Raw genomic sequence first — 26,328 nt, 5'->3', positions numbered from 1 at the left:
AGTTCCGAAACTGAAAAGTTATTCCCATCTCCTTTCAGGCTCCGGAGTTTATTCTATTTCTAACGATTATATCTCCAAAGATATGAATATCATAAGCAATTGGGTTCAAAAATTATTGGAATACTCAGGGGTTAGTGAAAACCTAAGTGGCCTTCTCAATCACCTTGTCATCCTCCTCATCATTCTCCTCATCGCCTACTTAGCTGACCTGATCTGCCGGCAGGGACTCCTCCGTCTCATTCGTCAAGTGACGCAACGCACCAAAGCGACATGGGACGATTTACTGTTTAACGACAAGGTTATGAATAACTTTTGCCATCTTATTCCCCCTGTCATTATTTATGCCTGTCTTCCCTTAGCATTTCCAGAAACTACGGATCTATTCATTTTCCTTCGTAAACTGTGTATGATTTATATTATTGCCGTTTCCATCCGGTTTACAAACATCTTTCTGGGTACTTTATTCGAATTAATCAACCAGAAAGAAGCCTTCCGGGAACGACCTTTAAAAGGAATATTCCAGATCATTCAGGTTGCCTTGTTTTTTGTAGGAAGTATACTGATTATCAGCGTTCTGATCGGGAAATCGCCGACACATCTTTTAGCCGGACTGGGAGCTTCTGCAGCAATATTAATGTTAGTATTCAAGGACAGCATCATGGGTTTGGTATCGGGAGTACAACTTTCAGCCAACGATATGCTCCGGCCGGGAGACTGGATCACTATGCCCAAATACAATGCAGACGGAGTCGTGATAGAAGTTACGCTTAATACAGTTAAAGTCCGCAACTTTGACAACACCATTACGACCATTCCCCCTTATGCCTTAGTGAGCGATTCTTTTCAAAACTGGAGAGGAATGAGCGAATCGGAAGGCCGGAGAATCAAACGTTCTATCAACATTGATATGAATACCGTACATTTTTGCACACCTGAAATGCTGGAAAAATTCAAAAAGATTACGATTCTCAAAAATTACATTGAAAAAACGGAAGAACGGGCCCAAGAATATAACCAAAAACATCACATAAACGATTGTCTGTTAATCAACGGATTACATCAAACCAACCTAGGGGTTTTCCGGGCCTATCTGGAGAATTATCTTCGAAATCTGCCGGTTACCAGTAAAAATCTCACCCACATGGTACGTCAGCTTCAACCCACCGAAAAAGGCATTCCTTTAGAAATCTACTTCTTTTCTTCAGAAAAAAACTGGGTTCCTTACGAAAATATACAATCCGATATCTTCGATCACATACTAGCTATCATACCGGAATTCGGCCTGAGAGTTTTCCAAAATCCGTCCTCTGCAGACATCCGGGAAGTCTTGGCTCTGAGCATGAAAGGTTCAAATATTTAATATCTGAAAAATCACTTTTTTCTTTTTACCCTCCGGAAATACTTTTTCCGGATACCCGAAAATTCAGTATAATAAAAGTCATCCTATTCTGCTCTGCAATTTTCTCACAGCTTTTATATTTAAATTTTTTTGTTGTCTATTTTTTACATATTTTTGTAAATATAAAATTACGCATGACGTTTGAAGATATTATTTCTACTTCCCACTTAAAAAGATTATTTTATTCTCACCTTCATTCTTCCGGGGTGAGGGGAAATGATTCCGTTCTTCCTACCGCTTTCGAGTCTCGGCTTGAAGAAGAAATAAATATCATTCAAACTAAAACCCGTATCCAAACTTATACCTTTACTTACTACCGGGAGAAATTAATTTCTAAGGGAGCCAAACATTTTCCCCGTGTACTTTCAATTCCCACGGTGAGAGACCGCTTATTGCTATTGGCTTTAAAAGAGTATCTCCACCTCATATTTCCTGAATGCATTAACCGAGATCTACCGAACAAAAAAATTGCCGATCTATACAAATATATGCAACAGCATTCCGATTCGGCTTATTTAAAAACGGATATAAAAGGATTTTACGATCACATCGACCATACCATCCTATTCGGGCTATTAAAAGAAAAAATCGAAGACGAACGGATTCTTTCTCTGCTTTGGAAAGCCATTCACAATCCAACAGTTCCTTTCCCTTGCACCACTCAGAGGAAACAGAAAGAAAAACCGGCAATCGGAATCCCCCAGGGTCTATCCATTTCTAACATTTTGTCTGAGATATACATGTCTGATTTTGACCTTATGATGAAAAACCGTTTTCCCTTCTACAGTCGTTATGTAGACGATATGCTATTTTTTACCAACGGGCCACTAAAAACAGGCAGACAAGAAATCAGAGACAACCTTAAACGAAAAAAACTTCATTGGAATTTGTCAAAAACAAGTTCAGGAAAAAAAGTTCAGGAAATTGTCTACTTAGGTTATCTTATTTCCCCGCAAAAAATAACTGTTCCCGAAGAAAAAATTTCCCGTTTTATCAGGCGGATTGCGGGGGTTTTCACCGAATTCAAAAAACAATACCAACAACCTGAATACTGTCCGGTTCATTATAAAAACAGGCCTGAAGCGCTGAAAGCTTATTTTTTAGAAGAATTGAATAAAAAAATAGCAGGGGTAAAATCAGGAAAGAAAAGATACGGCTGGATTTGTTATTATTCGCAACTCACGGATATAATCTTACTAAATCGTATTGATCATATTATTATAAGTTTTTTCCGTCAATCGGAAATTTTTGATTATCAAAAACCGGAATCGTTAAAATCCGTAACACGCGCCTATTACGAACTTAAAAAAGGAAAAAACTCCTATTTGTACGATTACGACACCCTCAATACGCCTGAAAAAAAAAGGGCAGAACTCATCCGGCACAATTTGATCCGGGAGAAACATTCTTATTCGCCGGAGACAATTGAACGTCTTTACAACAGATTTTTAGTGAGGAGCCTATACAGTTTTGAAAAAGACAGTGGCATAATAAACGGAAAAAACAGTGGTTAAATATGGATATACTTATTGAAAACTTAGAAAAGAAAATCTGGAAAACCCGAGGAGCCAGATTTAATGCATACAGAAGAATGCGGTTAAACAATCTCTACTCTACTTTATCCGTAACCTTTCTGACAGTATCCATCATTGCCATGAATTTATGTATTTTCTTACCGGAAAATCAGGCGAAAGGAACGTTAGTCACTATACTCACCATCGGTTTATCCGTTTTTGTCTTAGCAATTTCTCAGGTCATTGCGACCCGGGAATACGGATTGAGGGCGATTAATTTTCATAAATGCGGTTGTGAGCTCTCTGCTTTATTGGATGAATTAAATATCCTGAAAATAAGAAAAACAGTCTCGGAGGATAAATTAAAACAACTATACGAAAAATACGAAAATATTTTAATGAAATACGATAATAATCATTCTGAAATAGATGTCAAACGTTTTAAAAGTCAATATCCTGAATATCCTTTATCCCGCTTACAAAAATTTTCCATTTGCTTTCAGTGGATTTTTCAAGTTTATCTTATTTATTTTGTGCTGGGGATCGGGATTCCTTTTATAGGTTTTTACCTGATATTTAAATAGACTTATTACCCAATATCTGACTTATGAAAATCCGTATTATCGAAAGCTTTATTCCCCTATTAGCTAAATTAAACAAAAAAACAGCTTTTTATCTGATCCCTCAGAAGTGGAATGATTATAGTTATACGACTACTTATGAATTATATGCCAATCAGACCATTAAAGAACCCTTAGATTCTTATCTGATCGGTACCGTAAAAATTATGAGATCCGGTTTAAAGAAACAAACTTATCCTCTGGCGTTAGACACTGAGTTTGAAAAATTAGATGAGCATTTTTGTTCTATTGGACAATCGGCAGAATATTACAAAAATCTGAACCGCATTGCTCCCCTCTATAAAAATACATTATTAGAAGCCCTGCGGGATATTGTGGCTTATCCCGAATTGACAGCTTTATATGACGATGAAGATGTATTTTGTCTCTCTTTGATGAGGGACTTTCACGAAAATAAACAGCTTTTAAATGAGATAAATCATCTATATCAGCAAGGAAAACCATAAAGTCCGCCTTCGGCCTCAGCCGAGATCTGTTTGAATACAGGTATTTGTAATCCTTTTTCTCCCTAAGAGAACTCATCCTTAGCCTGCTAAGGAATAAACCGTAAACCTATGGGCGGCTTTATGTTTCCTTCCCTCAAAAGAAAAAAGTTTTAGCTTTTCTCATTCGATATTCGCTCCATTATCTCATTGACCAACCTTTATTTTCCATTGTCCCTTTCCAAACAATTCTTTTCCTGATAAGTGAATTTCTTCCTTCCCATTTTCAACTTTTACCTGAAAACCTTACATTTGTAAAAAAGCAAATTATGATCGACGAATCTATCATTTGTGCTATCTCCACAGCCCCCGGAACCGGAGCAATAGCTATCATAAGGCTATCCGGAAAAGGTTGTATCGATTTAGCAGACGCCTTATTCGTTTCTCCTTCCGGGAAAAAACTAAGAGCAAGTGCTTCCCATACTGTACATTTCGGATCTATTTACGAAGATCAGCAATTGATAGACGAAGTTTTAATCACTCTTTTCCGGGCACCCCATTCTTTTACAGGAGAAGATTCTGTAGAGATTTCCTGCCACGGGTCCACATACATCCAACAGCGTCTTTTACAATTGCTGATAAATACAGGAGCACGTTTAGCTCTGCCGGGCGAATTTACTCAACGCGCTTTTTTAAACGGAAAAATGGACCTTTCACAAGCCGAAGCCGTTGCCGATCTGATTGTTTCCTCCTCAGCAGCTTCCCACAAAATGGCAATGACTCAAATGAAAGGAGGTTTCTCCGGAGAATTGATAAAATTACGGACGGCTTTATTACACATTACTTCCCTGCTGGAATTAGAACTCGATTTTTCAGAAGAAGATGTGGAATTTGCCGATCGTACCGAATTACGGCGTATCGCAAGTAATATCGAAACGCTTTTAAATCGGCTATGTCGTTCCTTTTCTTTGGGAAACGTGATCAAAAACGGTGTTCCCGTCGCTATCGTGGGCAATACCAATGTAGGAAAAAGTACGTTATTGAATGCCCTTTTAAGAGAAGACAAAGCCATTGTTTCAGACATTGCTGGCACAACGCGCGACGCCATTGAAGACACCATCAATTTAAACGGTGTCCTATTCCGTTTCATCGATACAGCGGGCATTCGCAAAACAGAAGATACCGTAGAAAACATCGGAATCGAACGTACTTTTGCCAAAATCGCCCAAGCCAGTGTGGTGCTCTTATTAACAGACTTAAGCCGGGGAACCGATACTTTCGAAAACTATTACCGTCAGGTCAAGGAACATCTTTCCCCGGAAGCCCGGCTTTTAATTATTCTAAACAAAACGGACCAAGTAAAAGATCCTTTGACCACCCTGGAAACCATCAAACTCTGCACTTGCGGTGAAAAACTCATCGCCATTTCGGCCAAAACCGGACAAAACCTCGAGCTACTGATAGATGAACTTCTCAGCACGGTCAACCTAAACAACCTTAACTCCGGAGACGTCATCGTCAGCAACATACGCCACTACGAAGCTCTCTCCCATGCCCTCACGGCCATTCAGCGTGTCATTTCCGGACTCGATTCCCCCATTAGCGGCGAATTTATCTCCCAGGACATCCGCGAATGCCTCCACTACCTCGGCGAAATCACCGGCGAAATCACCACCGACGAAGTATTGGGAAATATATTCAAAAACTTTTGCATCGGCAAGTAAGTGGTGATTACCAACGATTAGCAATGATTAGAAAGTTGCTCAAAATGAGCGACTTTTGTTTTTTTCTATATTCTCGCCGATTATCATCGGTGAGCATCTTTTATCATTTTTTTCCGCCCCATTTCCACCCCGGTGTCAAACGTCGCTCGGGAAAAATTTCCCGTCTCTTAGATTTTGTAAATCTGAAACGAACTGCAACGAAGTGATACGAAATTGGCGAAAAGAAATATACGCCAGGTCGTCTACAACCTAGGCGAAATTAAAGGAGAAATAAACACTAACGATATTCTTAAATACATTTTTATGAGCAGCATGATTCAGATTAAGAAGGTCTGTCAGTATTGCGGTAAAGAGTTTATCGCACACAAGACAGTAACAAAGTTTTGCTCGCATCAATGCGCACAGCGTAACTATAAGAAGCAAAAGCGAGAGGAGAAAATCGAGAAAGTTCTCGAGGAGCAAAAACATTCTAATACTAATCAACCTACAATTAATAGTAGAGAGTACCTTTCATGCGATGATGTGGCAGACCTGATGGGCATCAGCCGAACAACTGTCTACCCCTATTGTATAACTGGAAAGATGAATTGTATAAGAATGAATCGCAAGATTTTCATATGCAAGGGTGACATTGATTTGCTTTTTACGGGCAATGAACCGTATGAAGTACATCCCGTGGAGAAGCGTGAGCTGACGGAGTTCTATACAATGCAGGAGATTGTGTGTGCAAACCACCTCATCTTCATTCTCCGCTCCAGCAATTGAAACGGCAAATCAATCCGCGTATCGATAAGCTTTTGTAAGCCATGAAATTGAATGGCTGCTACGCCTTGTCGGACTCCAAGATTATAGATCTCCTCCCATTCTTGATTAGATATATCATTCTTTAGCCGGCGAAAGCCTACGAGTATATTCTCATCGACTTTAGCGGTTTTTAACCCTAAACGAAGTAGTTGAAAAAAACATTTATTGCTTCTGAAGTCATAATTTGGGGGTTATATAATTATAAACTGCCATCATGCCGCTTCACGCACCATCGCGACACAAGGATAAAGGACAGGAACTTCCAAAATCCCCTAAGCAGACTACAGAATATTTGCTTTGATCTGCTCAACGATATAATTGACATCGTCATCGGTCACATAAGGTCCAGCAGGAAGACACATACCAACCTTAAAAATGGATTCTGACACACCGTTAATATAAGCCGGTGCATTCTTGTAGACAGGTTGTTTGTGCATCGGCTTCCATACAGGACGAACTTCAATGCCGACTGCATCCAGAGCCATTCGCAGAGCCTCGACATTCGCGTTCGGCTCGCAATCGGTGTGTACACCGCCACCAACATGAATAACACCCGCAGCACCGCCTACTGCGCTTATTATGGCTGCTGCATACGCTTTTTCTTGACCCTTCACCTTGACGCTCTCGTCAATGGTTATGGTGCAGAGCCAGTAGTTGCTGTCAAATTTCTCCGAGGGAGCCTTATTGACCTTAATGCCGGGGATATCGGCAAGCAACTTCTCGTAGAGTTTCTGGACATGTTTGTGGTGGTCGATATGCTCCCGAGCTACGGTCATCTGACCGCGACCAATGCCGGCACAGATATTTGACATGCGGTAGTTGTAGCCGATAGCCTCGTGCTGATAGTACGGATAAGCCTCGCGGGCCTGCGTCGCGTACCACATGATGTTGTTCTTGTCCTCCGCATTGGCGCAAACCAGTGCGCCACCCCCCGAGGTAGTAATCATCTTGTTGCCGTTGAACGAAAGAACGCCGAACTTGCCGAATGTGCCAAGTACCTTGCCGTCGTACTTCGACCCAAATCCCTCAGCAACGTCCTCGATGACGGGAATACCGTAGCAGTTAGCTATCTCCATAATTTCGTCAATCTTGTAAGGCATACCGTAGAGAGCCACAGGAACGATTGCCTTCGGCGCTTTGCCGGTCTTGGCGATACGGTCTTTAATAGCCTCTTCGAGAAGTTGTGGGTCCATATTCCATGTGTCTCTCTCCGAGTCAATGAAGACGGGAGTGGCTCCGAGATAGGTAATCGGATGGCTTGACGCACAGAATGTAAACGACTGAACGCAGACATCATCACCCGGACCGACACCGCAAGCGAGCAGTGCAAGATGCACCGCAGCCGTACCGGCAGACAAGGCAACGACCTCGTTCTCGCCGCCAACAAACACTTTCAGATCGGCTTCGAAGCCATTAACGTTAGGTCCCAGAGGCACTACCCAATTGGTGTCAAACGCCTCTTTTATAAATTTCTGCTCCTCGCCCGACATGTGTGCCAGACAGAGATAAATTCTTTTGTTTGCCATATATTATATTAATTTGCTCTCTTTTTCCCGACTCAATTACTTCAAAATATCTTTAGAAGATATTATAATATTGACACCCATTTATCAGTATCATGTCCGGCACATATTATTCTATCTTTTGATAGCTCTAAAATTCGCTGCAACGATATATTTGCCTGGGTTTTATTCCCTTTAGGAAGCGTAGTTACCACTTTTGCCCCGGGGATATAACTATCACCGGTAAAAATATGATGATTTGTATAATATGTTAGACAGCTTTGACAATGACCGGGAGTCTCAAGTATATTGATAAATGTGTCATCAAATAACTCAATGCGTTCTCCTTCAGAAATTATAATCACATTATCACCGATATATGAGACAGGGAGATCATGATAGGCCGATAAATTTTTCTTCGTATCTCCTAATGCTTCTTTGCCATATTTCGATGTATATATTTTACAATCAGGGAAACAATTGATTAGTTTTTTTATTCCTGATACATGGTCGAAATGTCCATGGGTTAGGAATATCCCTTTAATTCCCAAATAATCAGGTAATTCGTTTAAAATCTGGTTTGCATCCCCTGCGTCAATTAAATAACAATCGGTCACGTCTTTTCTAAAAAGCAAATAGCTATTTGAAGAAAGTACGTGACCAATTATTTTTTTAATTTGTAACATTATCCCCAGAATGAGAGAATATCACCAACAGTCTTGAATGTGCGAATCTGCTCGCCTGATAATTTTTTCCCAAATTCCTCGTCAGAAGTAACAATAAGCGAGAGTTTTGCCATTGAATCATATTCTTCAATAGCCAAAAGTTCTGTCGCTTCTGATAATGTGCCATTCTCTAATTCCAGCATCTCCTCAAGGATTGCTATTTTCTCTTCGTTTGTCATAATTTCTTGAACATTTAATTAAACTTAGGATGATAATTTACCTCCATCAACTGATAGACATGAGCCTGTAATCTTATTGCTCATGTTACTTAGTAAAAATACAACAGCATTGGTGATATCATTTGGAGAACATATTCCTAAATACTGTCTTTGTAAAATAGACTTGTACTCCTCTGATTCAGAACCATAATCTTCAGATGCTCTGGCCATTGGCGTGTCGGTAACTCCTGGAGCCACTGTATTGATGCGAATATTTTTTGGAGCTAATTCTTTCGCTAAACATCTTACTGCCGCATTCATCGCACCTTTCGAAGCGCAATAAGCGGTCTTTGTGCTGTTCCCTAAAAATGCGCCAATTGCTGATATTCCAACAATATTCGTCTCTTTAGGATTATAATTCCCTTTTAAGGAAATACATCTTATCATTTCTATAAAAGAAAAGAAATTAATATCCATTACTGTGCGCATGAACTCATATTTGGATAGCTTCAAGGGACGAACTGCGCCAATACCGACACAATACACAAAAGCGTCTATAGCTCCAGATTCTTTTACAATATTCTTAATTAGGGGCTCTATTGTATCGACTTTTGAAAAGTCACAAATGTGTGTGGAGTGTTTACCTTGACCTAACTTAAATATTGTTTCATTTAGAGCTTGTTCATTTGCGTCTATCATGATAATATTCGCGCCCATCGAGGCTAATTCCAAAACTGTTGCTTGACCTATTCCTCCAACACCTGCAACAATTATATTTTTATTATTGAAGTTAAGCAGTGGTCTCATAATGTATATCCTCCATCTATTACGATTGATTGACCAGTTAAAGTATGTGTCGCATCGCTCAATAAAAATATTACTGTATTGGCTATTTCGGTAGCGCTTGAAGCTCCAAGGCAAGCATTCGATACACCTTCTTCTCTAATGGCCGATACATCTTGAATATGTCCTTTCTCAAAGTCTACATCCACTTCTCCTTTTTGAATGGAATTAACTCTTATTTTTTTATTTGCGAACTCTACTGCCAAGCATCTTATTGCTGCGTCCAATGCCGCTTTAGAAGAGCAAAACGCCATTTTTGCTTTCATCGCGCGAATGCTGCTAATTGAAGAAAGAGCGACAATACTTCCATTATTGTTAATCTTTTTCATTTTAGTTAGAACCCGGATGAACTCTACAAATGAAAAATAGTTGTCATTTACAATAGATGATAAATTATCATATTTCACAAATGACAATGGTTTAAAATCACTCTGTGTATGGCAGAATACCACACCATCATATTTCAAGTTGTCATTCAGATGAGATTTCAGATTCTTTTCTATGTTCTTGCAATCAGTAATATTGAAATTAATAAGATGCGGTTCAGTAATTTCGGGGTATTCTTCAGCCAGCAGAGATTTATCGGATCCAATTAGAGTCACATGGGCATTTTCTTTTATTATAGATCGAGCGATTATTCTCGAAAGCTTATCATGAACTCCAATAATCAGAGCAGATTTATTTTGTAAAGTCAAATCAGACATTCTTAATTTTTCAATTTTTGAACTAATTCCCAAATAGATTCCATCGAGTTGAAATTATCGGGATCTAATTCATTGATTCTTACTTGTACGTCAAACTCGTCATCCAATTCAGAGATGATAGAGACTATATCCATTGAATCTAAAATTCCATCATCAACTAAGGCTATCTCGTTCTCAAAATCAACATCAGGGCGTATACCCTGTAATAATTCTAATAATTTTTCCATTTGATTTATATTTAGTTATTTAATTAGTGATATTGTTGATTTGCCAGCATATTTAAATCCTTTTTTTTGGTACATGGAAACTGCTGCGGTATTTTGCTGTTGTACCCAAAACATATATCGACTTTTTTCGGTTTCCATATGGTTTTCAACAAATCTGTTTAATAACGATTGTCCTACATGGTAACCTCGTGCTTCTGGAAGAACCACGATATGCGAGATACATGCAACCTTTCCTGTAAAAGATTGGTGTAACGCGCCTAACAAGTTCTGATTTCTATCTGTGGCGATCAGTATCGATTTATTCTGAAATAATGTTGAATATTCTTCTTGGGAAATATAGTCACCACTGAGTGTGTCAAAAGATATATTGAAAAGATTGCAAGCAAATTCAACCTCTTCCATAGTTGTCGTATAACGCACTTCAATATTTTTATTAAGGATAGGTGGAACCAAGTCTTTGTAAATACCTGTATATAAATCTCTTGTTAAATTCACTTTAAACCCGGCATTTTTTAAGAACCCAATCTCTTGTTGGGGATAGAATGGCTCTCCTCTATACAAGATTTCTACGACCACATCTTTTATATTTGAACAATTGGGAATCGTATTGAAATCATTAATATAGTAGTACATTCTGTGTCCAACAGTTTTCTTTACTAAGAGATAAGCATTGTTCTCTTCACAACATTCAAGCAACTCTCCTTTTTTTATCAGAGTTTCGGCGTCTCGTTGCAGGTAATCATTGGACACACCGTTTTTGGAATAGTATCGTTCAATAATCTGTTGATAGCGTTCTATTGTTTCAACCTTGTTAAATATCATATTCTTTCTTTAATTGGATCCGGTCAATTTTTCCATTCATGTTGTATGGCATGGCTGTTAAATGGTATACCTCGTTGGGGAACATATACTTTGGTAATTTATCTTTCACGAGATTGATAATATCTAATTCATTTCCCGAATTTGTTGTGTAGTAGAGAACAATATGATCTTTTTCTTGGATAAACACGCAAGCCGCATTTGAGATGTCGTCAATAGCATTGATGGCTACTTCTATTTCACCTAATTCAATACGGTGTCCCATGTGCTTTACTTGGAAGTCTTTACGCGATACAAATTCGATTTCCCCAAATTCGTTATATTTTACGATGTCTCCTGTGCGATAAATTTTGTCATCGTAGAGATTGTGAAGAGGATTTTGAACAAATACTTCTTTTGTTTTAGCCTCGTTATTGTAATAACCTAAAGCTACGCCTGTGCCTCTTACGCACAATTCACCTGGTTCACTTACTGTTACCAATTGGTCGTTATCGTTGAATACCAATATCTCCATGTTATGGCAAGCATTTCCAATAGGGATATATTCATCATCATTAAATTCGCGGTTTACCACATAGTAGGTGCAATCAACGGTTATTTCCGTGGGACCATAGAGGTTAATGTACTTAGCATTGGGCAATTTAGCCATCCATACCTTTAATTGCTTGGCCGGCATAGCTTCTCCGGCAAAAAACACTCGTTTCACATAGTGAGGAATATTATCGTCCAATATGTTACTATTACCCACAAGTACAATCGCCGATGTTGCCCACATGATTGTTGTAACCTTCCGTTCGTTAAGGAATTGCATCAACAACTTTGTGAACGTGAAATATTTCTTGGCAATAACATTTAGCGTTGCTCCGGATTTTAAGCAGATATAGATATCTTTTACAGACCCGTCAAAATAGAACGGAGTTTGATTTCCAAGAGAATCGGTCTCGTCAAATTCAAAAGTGTTTACTAACCATTCGGTTAAGTCTATGGCTCCTCGCTGACTGATAACAACCCCCTTAGGTACACCGGTTGAGCCACTGGTAAATATTGAGTAAAGAGGGTCGGTGTCAATTACTTTGGAACGAATTTCGTCAAGGTACTCCTTGTTTATATCATGTTTGATAGCTTCGGTATATTGGATCCGGATCCCTTGGAAATCAATCAAATCCAATATTTTTTCATCGGCAGTAGTGGTAGTGATGGCTGCGACAGGATTTAAAACATCGTGGATTAGCTTGACGCGTTGGTCGGGCATTTTACAATCGATAGGAACATAGAAATTTCCACTTTCCACTACCCCCATAAAACCGACTAATCCTTCAATTCGGCGGTCAACAAAAACAAGCACTGGTCTACGCATTTGCTTGTTAATTGTTTCTCCCAATACAGAACCAATGGCCTCTGCTTGTTGTTTCCATTGGGCGAATGTCAACGAATTCCTATCGTCGGCAATTGCCACCTTATCGGCAAAGCGTATGGCATTCTGGTCTAGATATGTAAGAATATTCGTAATCATTTCTTTTCGTATAATTGGTTAGGATTTGTAATTAATCCTTCTTCAAATATTTCATCATCTTCAAAGATAGGAAGTATGTCATTGGTATTGATTTCAAAAGAAGTGGCTCCTAATGAAATACCAATGCCGAAACCGCAGGCCATTACCTTGATGGTTTTGTCCTTTGTGTCATTGCCATATTTATCGCAAAGCGAAACTATCGCAGAGGCTCCAGAGGTATTGCCATAACGATCGAGCGTGATAGGCATACGTTCAAAGTCGATTTTTGTTTTCTTTGCAATTTGTTTCAAAATATAGAGATTGGCTTGATGAAAAGCAAAACAATCGTATGAATCCGGAGTAGTTTCTGTTTTGGCAAAGAAATCTTTTATCAATCGGGGAACATCAAAGATTGTAAAGGTAAATACCGATGTTCCTTGAATGAAACTATTCATTAAGGTGCGTTCGTTGCCATCTTCACACATTACCGCTTCTTCACTGGCATGCAAGTTTCGATAACCGCCTCCGGGAACAATCATATATCGGTAACCAGAGCCATCACTACGCACTAAAGCATTTATTACATCATTTTCATTCTCGCTTTTTTCTAACAACATTACAGCGCCAGCTTCACCAAAAAGCATAGCGGAACTTCTGTCTGTAGGATAGACCGATTTCCCGGCAGTATCTCCCACAATGACCAATGCTTTTTGGATATCACCGGTATTCATGATTGAGGCTGCATTTTGCATCCCTACAACTAATGACGAACATCCCAAACTGATGTCATAGCATACAGCCTCTTTAGGAAGCCCAAGACGATATTGAAGGACAAAGGCTGTAGAAGGACGGCGATAGTCAGGGCTATGAGATACAAAGAGTAAAGCTCCTATTTCTTTTGGATCTATTCCTTTTTTCTCCAGAAGTTCTTTTACCGCACGGTAACCTAAGTCTGAACAGGTTTGATGTTCCGATGTTCTGTGCGATGCTCGTACACCGGTCATTTCCATAAATTTTTCTACTTCTTCGTCTCCAAACAGAGGTTTATAGCTCTCTGTTTTTATTTCATTACTCGGTACTGCGCACGCAACACCGGTAACTCTGATATTATTAAAACTGAAAAATGCCATTTGTTTATTCATTAAAAATCAATCCTTTTTGCAGGATTTCCCATAACTTTGGTATTGGACTTCACGTGTGTCATAACCATACTCCCCATTGCAATATACGCATCATCTCCAATTCTTCGGGATGGAGCAACTACAGCACTTGTTGCAACAAAGACACGTTCTCCCAATTTGCAGTGTCCATTGATGGCGCAGTTCCCGCATATCGTCGTAAAGTCTCCAATTTCAGCATCATGTCCTATACCGCAACCTAATATAGTGACAAAGTTTCCAATCTTTACATTTGGAGAGATTTTAGCTCGAGGGGTTACGACAAGCCCCTCTCCAATTTTGCAGAACTCCCCAATAATAGAAGTGGGATGAACAACATGAGCAAATTTGGCCCCTTTTGATTTTAGGATTGAAGCCAATAACTCTTTTACCTTCGGGGAGGCTATAGCAAACACGAACTCCTCATTTTCTGAGGGACTCCAATCCTTTATTGTCCCAAGTAACCTATAATCACAAGGATAACCCTCAAGTGCATTCAAGTTGTCATCCAAGAAGCCCTTGATATTCCAAGTTGGTTTTACTGCATTAATATCCTTTATCCACTGTAAAACTTCCCTGCCAAATCCATTGGCGCCTAAAATAATAATATCTTTCATAAAGCAAATTAATTATTTCCTGTAAACGTGGGCATTGTCGCAGATTTTCCTGTCTGGCTATTAATATCTGAGCGACAGATTACCTTTTTAATAGTTATAAAAATCACTTTAATGTCTGTCCAAAATGTACAGTGATCAACATACCACACATCAAGTTTGAACTTTTCAGTCCAACTAATCGTATTACGTCCATTAATTTGCGCCCAGCCAGTGATTCCCGGGCGAACTTCATGACGGCGAGCCTGCTCCTTATTATATAAGGGTAAATATTGCACTAACAAAGGGCGGGGGCCAATGAGGGCCATATCTCCTTTTAATACATTGAACAGTTGCGGCAGTTCATCAAGAGAAGTGCTACGCACAAATTTACCGACCTTTGTCAATCGCTGTGCATCGGGTAGTAATTTCCCATTCGCATCCCGCTCATCGGTCATTGACTTAAATTTAATAACCTTGAATATCTTTCCATCTTTACCGGGGCGTTCTTGAGTGAAAAATGCTCCTGCGCCTTTATTGGCGAAATACAACCAAATAGTGATGATTAGCAAGAAGGGCCAAATAATCAATAGAGCACTTAATACAATTATAAAATCAATGATACGTTTAAAGAAATGTTTATACATATTTATTCATTTATGCCTGATACAATTTATCCATACCTTCCCAAATTATTTCACTCTTGAAGTTTTGTCCCCAAATGGGGCCATTAGTAGCCAGTCGTTCTCTTAATTCTTTATCTTCTTTCATACGAATCATCACATTGTACAATGCTTCTACATTCTTTGGCTCCACATTAATACCATTAAACCCGTCACAGACGGCATCGCAAACTCCTGTTCCCGTGGAACCTATAATAGGCAATCCCATATTTGCGGCTTGAACTACGACATTGCCAAAACCTTCCCACCAAGCCGGTAAGGTAAAAGTATCCATTATAGAAAGATATAATGGCACATTGTCTGTTCTCCCAGGCATGACAACACCAGGATGAGATTCCATTCTGTTGTAGAGAGATTTATCCTTAATTTGTTCAAACTCCCATGGGCCTACAATTAATAAACGGCAATTGTTATCCCTCTCATAAACTTGATTAAATGCGGTGAACAACTCTGATATTCCTTTTCTATCAACAACCCTTCCTAAGAAGCCGTATACAAAACAACCATCTATTTTGAGAGCTTTTTTTAATTGTTCTGTTTCTGAGACAGGAACATTCTTCCTGTTGAAATAATCCGCATCAATACCGTTGCTGCTTCCTTTATTGATTACGACACACTTGTTTTTATTAAACAATTTGTCTTTTATTCCTAAATTCTGAACAGAGGGGCTAATACATATAATGCGTTGAGCACAAGCGCCCGACAACCATTCACAAAACATCAGTATGCGTTTTAAGATCCCTTGTTCGTGCTCGTAACGAAATCCGCGACAAGTATAAATTCTATTGGGGACACGAGTCAACCAAGCGGCCAACATACCTAGCATACCCATTTTGGGAGTTCCCACATTGACTATATCGGGTCTCTCTTTTCGGAACAATCTGATTAAAGCAAAGAGGGTTTTAAGATCCTGCATTAATGAGATATTGCGCGCAATTTCCACAGGAAGAGGCTTGCATCCCTCATGGTCACAATATGATAGCGATTTATCATTGTGTTGTGTCAGCAGGTAAGTATCATACCCCTTATTTTTAAAATATTGCATTTGCCCTTTCAGTAGGCCAATGCTTCCCGGGACAGTGATTCCTACAAATAGTTTTTTCATATTTATTATTTTATAATTTTTCTCTTGACCAATCAAGGTTTATTTTGGTTATTGTTGCCGGTATGCCGGCAATAATAACATTCTCTTGCTCAATTTTTTGGAGACCAAAGCACATCGTCCTATAACACTATTATTTGTAATAGCTTCATTGTTAATTGAGCTTTTTTATCGTATTTACAGTGACTCTTTTATATGTTTTTAAGATAATTGATTACAGCATTTATTTGTTTGTCATTGCCTCCCTCTGAACCATTGAGTGCAATCAATTTTTCCTGCTGTGTATTACCAATGCAGATTTCATCTTTGTTGTAAAAGTTGTTGCTTATAACTTTCACACCTCCCTTTCGCGCTTGAAAGTTCAACCACACGTCATCGGCGAAAAAACAGATTTCTCTAAAGACATCCTTGTTAAATGTATCTTGAGGCATAATACCCGCCGGGATTAGAGTCCCGGCTCCAGATGTGAAAAACAGCTCGTCTGATTCCATCTGAGCTTTATTATAATTATGTATCCACTGTCGATAAGGATTGAGAGATGCTCCATGATAAGTCATCTTATGCACGCGAGTAGCACAAATACATTGGGGATTTCTTTGTGCCATTATGTGTAGATTCTCGAGCAATTTATCAGGATAATACAAGTCATCATCCAAGAGCACAATATCTACATCCTTAAATTCTTGAAGTGCATAATAATACTTTTTGTGAGAACGTAGGTCTTCATTGCACCATCTGATGGTTAATCCTCGCTTTTGTAATTGAACTACCGATTCAGGAAGTTTTTTGTCGGAGAATTGTGAAGTAGCTAACCACAATATAATTTCATCGGCTTTATAGGTTTGACGAAATATAGTTTCTATACTTTTCCACACCTCATCGATTCTTGCGGGGAAAGAGGTTAATGAGCAAATTAATTTTCTCTCTCGTTGCTCTATTGTATTAATTCCGCAATCAAGAGGATGGTGTAAATAATAAATAGGCAATTGTCTCTCTAATTTTGCTTTAACAATTCTTGCGACAATTCGGTTAACAGCTTTGCCTAATAAACCAAATTTATTATCATCTGCCAATGCAAAATATAACTGATACCATCGATTCATCATATCTTATCGCTCAAAATAAAGTTCAAGAACAAATCTCCTATTCTATCCTTATCCAATCGTTCTCTGATGCTTTCTGCATTCTGTGCATAAGTGTTTCTCAATGCCTCATTGTCCATGAGAATTGTAATTTCTTGAGCGAGAGCCTCTATATCACCATCGGGGATGACCACACCACTTTTTCGGTTCTCGATAATATCTGACGCCGAAATGCTGTCAAAAGATATACAAGGAAGCGGGGATGCCATGGCTTCGCACAAGGCATTGGGAAATCCCTCACATCGAGATGGAATAACAAAGATTTTACTTTCAGCCAATAGGGCGTCTACATCATTTCGCTGCCCCAAGAATTTAACTTTATCTGATAGCCCTAACTTATAAACTTGATTTTGAAGATTTTCCCGTTCTGGGCCATCGCCCACAAGAATCAACTGCCAATTATCATGGTTTTCAATTTTTGAATATGCTTCTATTAATCGGTCAAATCCTTTTTCAGTAGACAATCGCCCAACACCAATGACCCAATTTTTTTTTCTTACATTGGAATAACTCGATATGTCTCTTAAAGAGTTGGGAATAATGACCATGTTGAGATTATTGCCAAATACTTGAGTTTTGTAATCTGCGGCCATCTGAGATTGAGCGATAATGCCGGTTGCACTACGGTAAGTGATTTTTTTCATAAAATTCTTGAAGAAGCCCAGGTTCTGCTTTGGACTGATTTGGTCTGATATGTAAATGGGGTATCCAAGATTTTTATTGGCAATAAGGGCAATGGGATTAATAATATCGCCAAATACCATGATAGTATCGGGCTTTATTTGTTTTAATTGGTGGCGGATAAATCGGATAGTCTTATAATAGCTTATAGTTTTTTTTATTGGTTTTGTCGTGTGAGGGAAAGGCGGTTCCAAGTATACGACTTTGGAGTCCAATTCATAAAAATGGTTTCCTGCCCGGCATGAGATATAAGTGACTTTATGGCCTCTTTTTACAAAATGAGCCGATAAAATAGAGAGTGCGCGTTCAATCCCTCCCATTTGGCGAGAGGGGGCTATGATACAGATATTTTTGGTATTCATTGGGGTATGTTATGATTACTGATAATTTGCCCTAAAGTGTCACTTGACATAAATTCGACATCTGGCCATTTTTTGACAATACGGGAAAGAAGAGTTTTAAATTTGAAGAGATTATTGTCTCGGTATTGTTTATCGAGCGTCCCTATAAAATTCAAGCGATGAGTACTTATTATCGCTGGTTTATGGCATTTAAATGCGATATTAATTCTACTTAGGCATTCATCGACCCAATCTATCGCATCGCCCTTATATGGCTCAAAGAAGGCGTTTCGAATCAAATACCTTTGCCCGTGCGAATTTTTCTCTCCTAAATAGTGATAGACGCTTTTACATTGAACGGGACTATCTTTGTAAGGAAGTTGTTGATAGGCTAAGCCTTGTATATATTTTACTCCAACAGAAGCCAAGGTCTCTTCCAACTCATTACGCCAGGTATAGCAAGGCGCTATAAAAGACTCAGATTCATAGCCGTAAAGCTCTTTAAATAACCTTGTTCCATCTATAATGGACAGCCGCTCTTCTTCGAGGCTATCGGTGGCATAATTTGCAAAAGCATCCATGTACCGGGTTTTTACCTTGGATGATGCCTCCTTGGTTAATCCAAAATGTTTTTGATGGAATGACAGCGTGGTAATCTCATCTTCGGCTTGAAGAGCCTTTATCCATTGATAACCGTTAAGGTGTTCTCGCCCATGGAACTGGGGCCTCCAAACTCCTTGGGTTATTCCTTGCTGAATCAATTCGTAGCTATGCTCGCAACCGGGATAATTTTTATAAGTTACGGTTACAGGTTCATAGAAGTACCCTGACATCCGTTCTTCACTAATGCGTTTAAAGTCTGGATTTGCCACTACACTATTGGCTGTCATAACCACACTATTCCCGTTTGAGTCATTTGTACTGGCTAATACATCAAATAGGGCAGAAAGGTCATCTTCGGTTTCTAAAGAATCATATCTTGAGAATGCGCAATTATCGACATGTATTCCTCGGCTTAAGAGGTCTTGATACACCTCTCTAGAGGGCATTCTTATACTTCCCCAGTCGTCACTTTCGATAACGATAATGCGTCGAGATGTGTGCCATCCGAGAATTTGTGACAGATAATGTTTTGCGGTTGAAATCATTTTGAACTCAATATATTGTAAAGTTTTTCGCTGTCAATAAATTCGACATCGGGCCATTTTTTCACAATAGTTTTCAATAACAATGATAGTTGCTTTAATGTTTTATCTCGATTCTTGGGGAATATAGAACCGATATAATTTACCCGATGAGAATTTATAGTGGCAGGCTTCCCCCAGCGAAAAGCGATATTAATTTCCTTCAGGCACAGGTCTACCCAATCCAAATCATGATTTTTAGAGGGCTCGAAGGTGCAATTCCTGCGCCAATATATTTGGTGAGTTGCGCTCATATCCCCCCATTTTTTATTGATGATTTTTATTGTTCCATCTTTTTGAGGAACAAAATGTTGACCGGCTTGCAAGCCTTTAATTCCATGCCTCGATGCAACTTCTAAAATTTGACTATTGACAACTCCGCATGGAGGACAAATGGAAGAAGCCTTATAACCATATACTTTTTCAAATAGAGCTGTCCCATCTTCTATGATCAAATTTAAATCATCTAACTCCTCAATATGATCATACGCGAAAGCGGGGAAATAGGTCTGATGAACAGGGGTGTAAGCCATCTCTTCTCTTGAAATAATCAAACATTGGTTATCGTAGGCTAATTGCTCCTTGAAAGAATACGAATTGATTGCCTCCATCCATCTTTTTACATGAAGATGCTCTCGTCCATGGAATTGAGGCTTGTATATTCCGTTTGCTATACCTTGTAGAATTAAATCGTGTGATTTTTCAGTATGACTATGTCTTTTATAGGTTTCTGTTATCGGTTCATAGATATATTCCTTTTTTTGCTTCTGTTCTATTAATTCAAAATTGGGGTTGGCAGAGACAGCCAATGGAGTTATGACAGCAGGATGTCCAAGACTATCTTTTACACCGGTAAGGACTTCAAACAATGCGGTTAAATCATCCGTAGATTCCAAAGAGTCATATTGGTCAAAATAATCTTTATCAACATGAATGCCTTTGCTTAGCAAAAGGTCATACACTTTCTTGCTGGGCATGCGGATACTACCCCAATCGTCGCTCTCAATAAGTACATAGCGTTTATTTGTACGCCACCCTATTGCGTTTATATAATTTTTGGCAAGGATTCTTTTGAAGTTCATTTTATATATTATTTCATGCTTCTTATTGTAAGGCTTTTACATAGATTGTTTTAATATAAATTTTAATCAAGAGCCCCGTTTCTAAAAACTTTTGTTCGCTATAATAGCCGTTGTAAATAAGGATTTTATAAAAAAATCATATTATATTTCCTATCACTGTAAAAATCACATTGCTAAAAAATAATTCAATAAATGAATAACCGATACGACTAATATATATAAATACCACACCATAGAGTATACCAACTATAAATAAAGTGTTAAAGATGTATTTGTATTTATGATATATTTTTATTGCTCCATCTTCCATAAGAAATGCAAATAACATGTATAGGGAAAAAAGACTTGTCACATGATAAAATCGTTCACCATTACTAGCACTCGCCACAATATTAGCTAATGAAAATAACAAAATAATAAGAGTAAAGTAAGATGTCGCTTTCTTGTCTTTATGGTTTTTTCTATATAGCAAAAGAGAGAGAAGTACTACTCCGCTCATAATAACGTAAGCTCTGACGTCAACCAAAAATCTAGATACCTTACGATTGTCATTGCCTTTTTTAGATGCGTCTTCATAATTTGCTATCATAGTTTCGCGTCCATCCTCGGAAGCGTATATCGACACAGTACTAGAGACTGACTTACTTAAATTATTCTCTGCGAACTTATTTATCATAGTAGATGTTGAAGCTGTCTGAAATATCAGAGACATTATGAAAATACACCATACTATTTTTATCTTATTTTTTAGATAAAAGTACAGAAATGGTAATGGTAACAAAATAAAAAAACTAAAATGGAATATTAGAGTTAACAGTATCAATCCATAAAATAATTTCCGTTGATTAAAGAAAATTTCCAGCATACACCAAATAAAATAAAAAGTTCCAAATGCAAATCGAAGGCTATTAAAGAATGTAAATGGTGTAATTAGGAATAAGGCATATATGAAATATTTAGGAACTCTATGTTGCTCGTATTTTTGTATTATGATTCTAAAACCTAATAAAAACAATATCGTGTAGAGGATATAATAACATACAGCCAAGAAGCGAAGATTATCGCTAATCATACATAATAACTTCCCTGAAACACTCAAAAAGAAATCTTTTTCAAGGAATATTTGTATCCATGTGTAGTATTGAGCATCTGCTGCTCGCTGTAAGTTACGAATAATATCAGAGTTGTAACCACTAAAAGCATAGACTTCAACTGTTAGACCAAGCATTATAGCCATAAATAAACTGGCAACAACAAAGCCTTTTGTCCTTACATCTCTTAATGAATATATGTAAGCTCCCATTGGCCATAAGAGCGATAAAAGGAAAATCATATGCCTTATTAATTATATTTTGACATATGTAAAACATGTCTTAAAATTAAAATGTTAATTATATAGCTTATAATGCTATTTATCGCTAATCCTATTGTTACTGAAGTTAATACATTATATGGCAGTATATATGTCATAATAAGTGGATATACAAAACATCCGGCAAAGTCTATAATTGCATATATATATGAGTAACGAAATGCTTTAAGTGTATTTAGAATCCATGAAGTAGTTGCAGAACTTGTAAAAATAAATGCAATAGCCATAATTCTCATTGGCCATAATGCTTCTACATAATTTGGGAAAAAGGTGTCTAACAACCATGGCGATAGAATCCATATAAAAACAGCAATAGGCAATGACACAATAGGTAATAATACAACCATCTTTTTTACTGGGTTCCACATAGACTTTGCAAGTCCTGTTTTACCATATAAATATCCCATTTGCGGATGAAAAAATTGGGCGACTTGAGATGGAATTAAACAAATTAAACTTTGAATTGCTGTTGCGGGAGTGAACAAACCCAATTTTTCAACCCCTCCTCTAAAAATGATTATCCATCGAGGCAAGGTTTGTGCCGCTGTTCTCAATTGGACTAAAACCATCAATGCTATACCAATTTTGCCCATATGCATTATTGTAAGTTTTTTGATACAAGGTTTAATATGTTTAAACGGAGCATACTTAAGCATTAATACCACATTAAACAAGTTAATAATAATGTTGTATAATAATATCCCCCAGTAATGGTATAGATATACAAAAATGGTGCATAAGAGTATAAAAGGAATTTCTATTTTAAATATGGTTGATAATGCATCAAAAGCTTTAGCTGATCTAAAACGAGCAATAAAATGTAATTGAAAGGAAGAACAAATAGCGACTAAAGTGATAGTTAAAATCCCTGCTAAAATATCAATATTGCCAGAAATACCATACACGATAGCAGTTATTAACCCTATTATTCCAATAATTATCGATATAATAATCGCATATCCATATCCATTCGCAATTAAGGTTTCAGCATCGTCTTGTTTCCCACCGCCTAATTTGACAGGCAACTCTATATTCAATCCACTTTGAATTCCCAGTTGGAGAAATGGCGCATATGCTAAAAATATAGAGACAGTATTCCATTTGCCTAATTCAAGAGGTGTTAACCAAAGCATAACTGCAATTCCAACAGCAGTTGTAGATAGGGACTTTAAGGTGGCCCAAAAGCTATATGTGGCCCCTGTCTTTATAATAGAATTATTTTTTATATATTTCCGAATATTCATGACACTACTTAATTTCTGCAATATCATTTACTTCTGTAATATGTGAAGTCGGGTTAATAATTTCCAATTGAGATAGCACCTCAACATTGTTATATAATCTATGTGTCCAATAGAAGCGACAATTAGGATTATTTGTAATTAGTGCAGTAGAATAGCGACTAACAATTATTGAGTCTTTCATAGAAGCTATAATTAACTCTGCAGGAACGATATCCTCTAAATAGGAAAAACCGGCAATTTCATCATATAATGAAAGTTGTTCTTGTGAAATATTGGGATGCTTTTTAAATAAAAATGGTTTATCTTGATTATTAGAGATTATTTCTTTAATTATTTTTATTTCCCTTTTTCTCAGCAACTTGCTTCTTATAGGCTGCCCAATATACAATATAATATTATTTAAAGGTACTGATGGTTTAAATTTAAATATTCTACTAACCTCAATGACCACATCATCATTTAATAGTGGGATAGGGATAATTTCCTTTTTGTTGGGAATGTATGGTAGTTTATTGGGATAGTCAACCCATAGTTGATTTATAAAACGTAATTTCCCATATTTGTAACTTTTAATGAATAATGTAGGAATAACAGCCCATCTTCTAAACATTTGCTTATAAAACTCAAATGTTTCTTTCAAACAATTTAATAGCAGGAACCTTCTATGCCATATTGGATAAGGTTTTAGCCCATCTTGCACTAATGCGACATTAACGTTTAGCTTGTTTAAATGATAAGATAAATAAATATTATCAGAGCTATTGTCTTGAAAGAAAAAGAAATTTTTAGGGTTTAATATCTCAAATTCTTTTAGCGTGGAATAAACACCATAGTTTATATGGGGAAGACGCCTAGTATGTACATTAGGCAAGCTTGATTTAATCTCGCCTTGTATTCTGTGCTCTGAAGCAATATAGATAAAATTATTATCATCTTTGTATTTGTCAAAGATGACTCGGAATGTCGTTAAGAGGTGATACTCTGTGTGTACTAGAAAAATATTATTCATATATGCTCAGTTAAGCACTTATTTCATATGTCTTACTAAATCTTGGGCCTTTTGATATTCTTGCGGTGTACCTATATCGATCCATGTTCCGTTTAGAGGATACCTGATGACCGTCTTATTTTGCGAAATAAGTTTTTCAATCAAATCAGTGGCATTGAAAAAAGTATCTTCAGGGATTTCATCCAATGCGGATTTCCTAATCAAATATATACCGGCATTAACATAGTAATTATACTTGGGCTTCTCGACCAGACCGCAAATGTTACGTCCATCCAAATCAAAGATACCGAAAGGTATACTGATGGAATATGGGACTGCTGCCACGGACATTTCGGCATTGTTTTCCTTGAAATGTAGAAAGAAATCCTCGTAATCAATATTTGTAAAGAGGTCGGAATTCATCACAAGAATAGTGTCGTTGTAAAAATTCTCTACAAACTTGATGCTGCCGATAGTACCCAAGAATTTGGGTTCATGTACACAATTTACCTTTACATCATTTATAGTCCTCAAAAAATGCTCCTCTAATTGCTCTCCTAAATAATTTACAGTAACAGAAATATTTTTTACTCCATAAGATACAAGGCTGTGAATGTTATAGTCAATAATACATTTTTCACCCACCTTTAATAAGGGCTTTGGCGTTTTTTCCGTTAAAGGTCGTAACCTTTCACCCTTACCTCCAGCCATTAACACTGCATCAATGGGAAGCTTGGTCTTATATTTCTCAAGATTTATGATTTCTACAATACAATTATTTGCATCAAGGATTGGCACAAGTTTCATTTTTTTCTCCTTCTGTTGGCGCAAGCAGTTGACAAGTTCACCCACATCTTCACGTATATAATTGAAATCACGATGCATTGCAGTACTAACTACATCTTTTAGTTGTAAATTTCTAATCAATGCGCGACGCGTATCACCATCAGTGAGTGTACCTATCATTCGCGATTGTTCGTCAACAACAAATAAAACCAATGGTTCCGGAGACTTCAAACTATTAATCTGAATCAACGCATCTAAAAGTGTCTTATCCTGAGAAATAATATGACTTGCTTTCATATTTATATTAATTTTTCATTGATAACAAATTCAGCTAATTTCCAATCGAACATTGTATCTAAATCAATTGAATGAATTTCATCCATCTCATATTTTCGGATCCTTTGAAATTTAGAAAGAGGCATCTGTCTCAGACTTAATACATTAATGACATATACAGCTCCATTGTACCTCCACATTTTTGACATATCCTGCCTACGCGTATATGCTGTCTCTCCCAGAATATTTTTCAGAAGTCCTTCTTGATCCTCTTTATAATAATTCCCGGAAGCATCGGTTACGCTGACAACCATATCAATGTCATCAGAGTAGAGAGCAGATGCTTTTTCAACATCCCCCTTTGTCCTAAAAGGAGAGGTGGGTTGCAGCAAAATCAATTTTTTATACTTACGATTTATAGACTCATAGAAATCCAAGGCATGAAGCAAAACGTCATAAGTGCTACACTGATCTGTTGCCAAATAATCAGGACGTTTGAACGGAACCTTTAAGCCATAGTTTTCAACAACCTCTATAATCTCGTCATCATCCGTTGAGACGCAAATGTTATTGTCCAGAGTTATTGCGCGCGCGCAGTCTATTGCATATGTAATTAATGGTTTCCCATTAAATATATTAATGTTCTTGTGCGGAATACCTTTGCTCCCACCACGGGCTGGTATAACAACCAATGTATCTGCATCCATAATTAGACTTATTTGC

27 protein-coding genes are annotated in these 26,328 nt (G+C 37.7%); 6 read left to right on the top strand and 21 right to left on the bottom strand.

Features of this window, described 5'->3' with window-relative positions; genetic code table 11:
* Nucleotides 1-82: 82 nt before the first annotated feature.
* The 6 genes from HMPREF9449_RS00610 to HMPREF9449_RS00585 all read left to right on the top strand — a co-directional run bounded on the left by HMPREF9449_RS00610 (nucleotide 83) and on the right by HMPREF9449_RS00585 (nucleotide 6,465).
* The gene (locus HMPREF9449_RS00610) at nucleotides 83-1,360 is read left to right on the top strand and encodes a mechanosensitive ion channel family protein (RefSeq protein ID WP_009135279.1); all 1,278 of its coding nucleotides are present in this window, start codon (nucleotides 83-85) and stop codon (nucleotides 1,358-1,360) included.
* 173 nt (nucleotides 1,361-1,533) lie between these two features.
* On the top strand, nucleotides 1,534-2,913 hold the full coding sequence (locus tag HMPREF9449_RS00605; RefSeq protein ID WP_009135278.1) for an RNA-directed DNA polymerase: 1,380 nt from the start codon (nucleotides 1,534-1,536) through the stop codon (nucleotides 2,911-2,913).
* Nucleotides 2,914-2,915: 2 nt separating this feature from the next.
* On the top strand, nucleotides 2,916-3,497 hold the full coding sequence (locus tag HMPREF9449_RS00600; protein WP_009135277.1) for an SLATT domain-containing protein: 582 nt from the start codon (nucleotides 2,916-2,918) through the stop codon (nucleotides 3,495-3,497).
* A gap of 23 nt (nucleotides 3,498-3,520) precedes the next feature.
* Nucleotides 3,521-4,000, top strand: coding sequence for a hypothetical protein (locus HMPREF9449_RS00595; RefSeq protein WP_009135276.1), 480 nt, complete (start codon nucleotides 3,521-3,523; stop codon nucleotides 3,998-4,000).
* A 305-nt stretch (nucleotides 4,001-4,305) separates the two neighbouring features.
* Nucleotides 4,306-5,700 carry a tRNA uridine-5-carboxymethylaminomethyl(34) synthesis GTPase MnmE gene (mnmE, locus tag HMPREF9449_RS00590; RefSeq protein ID WP_009135275.1) on the top strand — a complete coding sequence of 465 codons (1,395 nt, stop codon included), beginning with the start codon at nucleotides 4,306-4,308 and terminating at the stop codon, nucleotides 5,698-5,700.
* Nucleotides 5,701-6,003: 303 nt separating this feature from the next.
* Complete coding sequence (locus HMPREF9449_RS00585) at nucleotides 6,004-6,465, top strand: helix-turn-helix domain-containing protein (protein ID WP_009135274.1); 462 nt, start codon at nucleotides 6,004-6,006, stop codon at nucleotides 6,463-6,465.
* A gap of 320 nt (nucleotides 6,466-6,785) precedes the next feature.
* On the opposite strand, the gene HMPREF9449_RS00580 is transcribed toward HMPREF9449_RS00585, so the two are convergent.
* The 21 genes from HMPREF9449_RS00580 to HMPREF9449_RS00480 form a co-directional block, all read right to left on the bottom strand.
* Nucleotides 6,786-8,030, bottom strand: a complete 1,245-nt coding sequence (locus HMPREF9449_RS00580) for a DegT/DnrJ/EryC1/StrS family aminotransferase (protein ID WP_009135273.1) — start codon at nucleotides 8,028-8,030, stop codon at nucleotides 6,786-6,788.
* Between the two features lie 62 nt (nucleotides 8,031-8,092).
* Complete coding sequence (locus HMPREF9449_RS00575; RefSeq protein WP_009135272.1) at nucleotides 8,093-8,692, bottom strand: MBL fold metallo-hydrolase; 600 nt, start codon at nucleotides 8,690-8,692, stop codon at nucleotides 8,093-8,095.
* The gene (locus tag HMPREF9449_RS00570) at nucleotides 8,692-8,910 is read right to left on the bottom strand and encodes an acyl carrier protein (protein ID WP_009135271.1); all 219 of its coding nucleotides are present in this window, start codon (nucleotides 8,908-8,910) and stop codon (nucleotides 8,692-8,694) included. Before HMPREF9449_RS00570 ends, HMPREF9449_RS00575 begins: the two co-directional genes overlap by 1 nt.
* 24 nt (nucleotides 8,911-8,934) lie before the next feature.
* Nucleotides 8,935-9,696 carry an SDR family NAD(P)-dependent oxidoreductase gene (locus HMPREF9449_RS00565; protein ID WP_009135270.1) on the bottom strand — a complete coding sequence of 254 codons (762 nt, stop codon included), beginning with the start codon at nucleotides 9,694-9,696 and terminating at the stop codon, nucleotides 8,935-8,937.
* Entirely contained in the window at nucleotides 9,693-10,436 is a 744-nt protein-coding gene (locus tag HMPREF9449_RS00560; RefSeq protein WP_009135269.1) for an SDR family NAD(P)-dependent oxidoreductase, read from the bottom strand. The genes HMPREF9449_RS00565 and HMPREF9449_RS00560 overlap by 4 nt, the downstream gene beginning before the upstream one ends.
* A 2-nt stretch (nucleotides 10,437-10,438) precedes the next feature.
* A complete protein-coding gene (locus tag HMPREF9449_RS00555) occupies nucleotides 10,439-10,663 on the bottom strand; it encodes an acyl carrier protein (protein ID WP_009135268.1) in 225 nt (74 codons plus the stop codon).
* Between the two features lie 15 nt (nucleotides 10,664-10,678).
* The gene (locus HMPREF9449_RS00550) at nucleotides 10,679-11,485 is read right to left on the bottom strand and encodes a GNAT family N-acetyltransferase (protein ID WP_009135267.1); all 807 of its coding nucleotides are present in this window, start codon (nucleotides 11,483-11,485) and stop codon (nucleotides 10,679-10,681) included.
* A complete protein-coding gene (locus HMPREF9449_RS00545; RefSeq protein ID WP_009135266.1) occupies nucleotides 11,475-12,995 on the bottom strand; it encodes an amino acid adenylation domain-containing protein in 1,521 nt (506 codons plus the stop codon). The genes HMPREF9449_RS00550 and HMPREF9449_RS00545 overlap by 11 nt, the downstream gene beginning before the upstream one ends.
* A complete protein-coding gene (locus HMPREF9449_RS00540; RefSeq protein WP_198010596.1) occupies nucleotides 12,992-14,116 on the bottom strand; it encodes a 3-oxoacyl-ACP synthase III family protein in 1,125 nt (374 codons plus the stop codon). Before HMPREF9449_RS00540 ends, HMPREF9449_RS00545 begins: the two co-directional genes overlap by 4 nt.
* Nucleotides 14,116-14,748 (bottom strand): acetyltransferase, encoded by a 633-nt coding sequence (locus tag HMPREF9449_RS00535; RefSeq protein ID WP_009135264.1) that lies wholly within the window; start codon nucleotides 14,746-14,748, stop codon nucleotides 14,116-14,118. The genes HMPREF9449_RS00540 and HMPREF9449_RS00535 overlap by 1 nt, the downstream gene beginning before the upstream one ends.
* 8 nt (nucleotides 14,749-14,756) lie before the next feature.
* A complete protein-coding gene (locus HMPREF9449_RS00530) occupies nucleotides 14,757-15,371 on the bottom strand; it encodes a sugar transferase (protein WP_009135263.1) in 615 nt (204 codons plus the stop codon).
* Nucleotides 15,372-15,381: 10 nt separating this feature from the next.
* Nucleotides 15,382-16,512 carry a glycosyltransferase family 4 protein gene (locus HMPREF9449_RS00525; RefSeq protein ID WP_009135262.1) on the bottom strand — a complete coding sequence of 377 codons (1,131 nt, stop codon included), beginning with the start codon at nucleotides 16,510-16,512 and terminating at the stop codon, nucleotides 15,382-15,384.
* 188 nt (nucleotides 16,513-16,700) lie between these two features.
* The gene (locus HMPREF9449_RS00520) at nucleotides 16,701-17,615 is read right to left on the bottom strand and encodes a glycosyltransferase (RefSeq protein ID WP_050810382.1); all 915 of its coding nucleotides are present in this window, start codon (nucleotides 17,613-17,615) and stop codon (nucleotides 16,701-16,703) included.
* On the bottom strand, nucleotides 17,612-18,694 hold the full coding sequence (locus HMPREF9449_RS00515; protein ID WP_009135260.1) for a glycosyltransferase: 1,083 nt from the start codon (nucleotides 18,692-18,694) through the stop codon (nucleotides 17,612-17,614). The genes HMPREF9449_RS00520 and HMPREF9449_RS00515 overlap by 4 nt, the downstream gene beginning before the upstream one ends.
* Nucleotides 18,691-19,821, bottom strand: a complete 1,131-nt coding sequence (locus tag HMPREF9449_RS00510) for a hypothetical protein (RefSeq protein ID WP_009135259.1) — start codon at nucleotides 19,819-19,821, stop codon at nucleotides 18,691-18,693. The genes HMPREF9449_RS00515 and HMPREF9449_RS00510 overlap by 4 nt, the downstream gene beginning before the upstream one ends.
* Nucleotides 19,818-20,939, bottom strand: a complete 1,122-nt coding sequence (locus HMPREF9449_RS00505; RefSeq protein ID WP_009135258.1) for a hypothetical protein — start codon at nucleotides 20,937-20,939, stop codon at nucleotides 19,818-19,820. Before HMPREF9449_RS00505 ends, HMPREF9449_RS00510 begins: the two co-directional genes overlap by 4 nt.
* Before the next feature lie 136 nt (nucleotides 20,940-21,075).
* Nucleotides 21,076-22,272, bottom strand: a complete 1,197-nt coding sequence (locus HMPREF9449_RS00500; protein WP_009135257.1) for a hypothetical protein — start codon at nucleotides 22,270-22,272, stop codon at nucleotides 21,076-21,078.
* A gap of 8 nt (nucleotides 22,273-22,280) precedes the next feature.
* A complete protein-coding gene (locus HMPREF9449_RS00495) occupies nucleotides 22,281-23,555 on the bottom strand; it encodes a lipopolysaccharide biosynthesis protein (RefSeq protein WP_009135256.1) in 1,275 nt (424 codons plus the stop codon).
* Nucleotides 23,556-23,559: 4 nt separating this feature from the next.
* Entirely contained in the window at nucleotides 23,560-24,564 is a 1,005-nt protein-coding gene (locus HMPREF9449_RS00490) for a polysialyltransferase family glycosyltransferase (RefSeq protein ID WP_009135255.1), read from the bottom strand.
* Between the two features lie 18 nt (nucleotides 24,565-24,582).
* Nucleotides 24,583-25,626 (bottom strand): nucleotidyltransferase family protein, encoded by a 1,044-nt coding sequence (locus HMPREF9449_RS00485; RefSeq protein WP_009135254.1) that lies wholly within the window; start codon nucleotides 25,624-25,626, stop codon nucleotides 24,583-24,585.
* Between the two features lie 2 nt (nucleotides 25,627-25,628).
* Nucleotides 25,629-26,312 carry an acylneuraminate cytidylyltransferase family protein gene (locus HMPREF9449_RS00480; RefSeq protein ID WP_009135253.1) on the bottom strand — a complete coding sequence of 228 codons (684 nt, stop codon included), beginning with the start codon at nucleotides 26,310-26,312 and terminating at the stop codon, nucleotides 25,629-25,631.
* Nucleotides 26,313-26,328 lie beyond the last annotated feature (16 nt).

The sequence above is a fragment of the Odoribacter laneus YIT 12061 genome, assembly GCF_000243215.1.
Taxonomy (GTDB): Bacteria; Bacteroidota; Bacteroidia; order Bacteroidales; family Marinifilaceae; genus Culturomica; species Culturomica lanea.
Note: the sequence above shows the minus strand (reverse complement) of the source record. Positions and strands in the feature narration are given on the sequence as shown.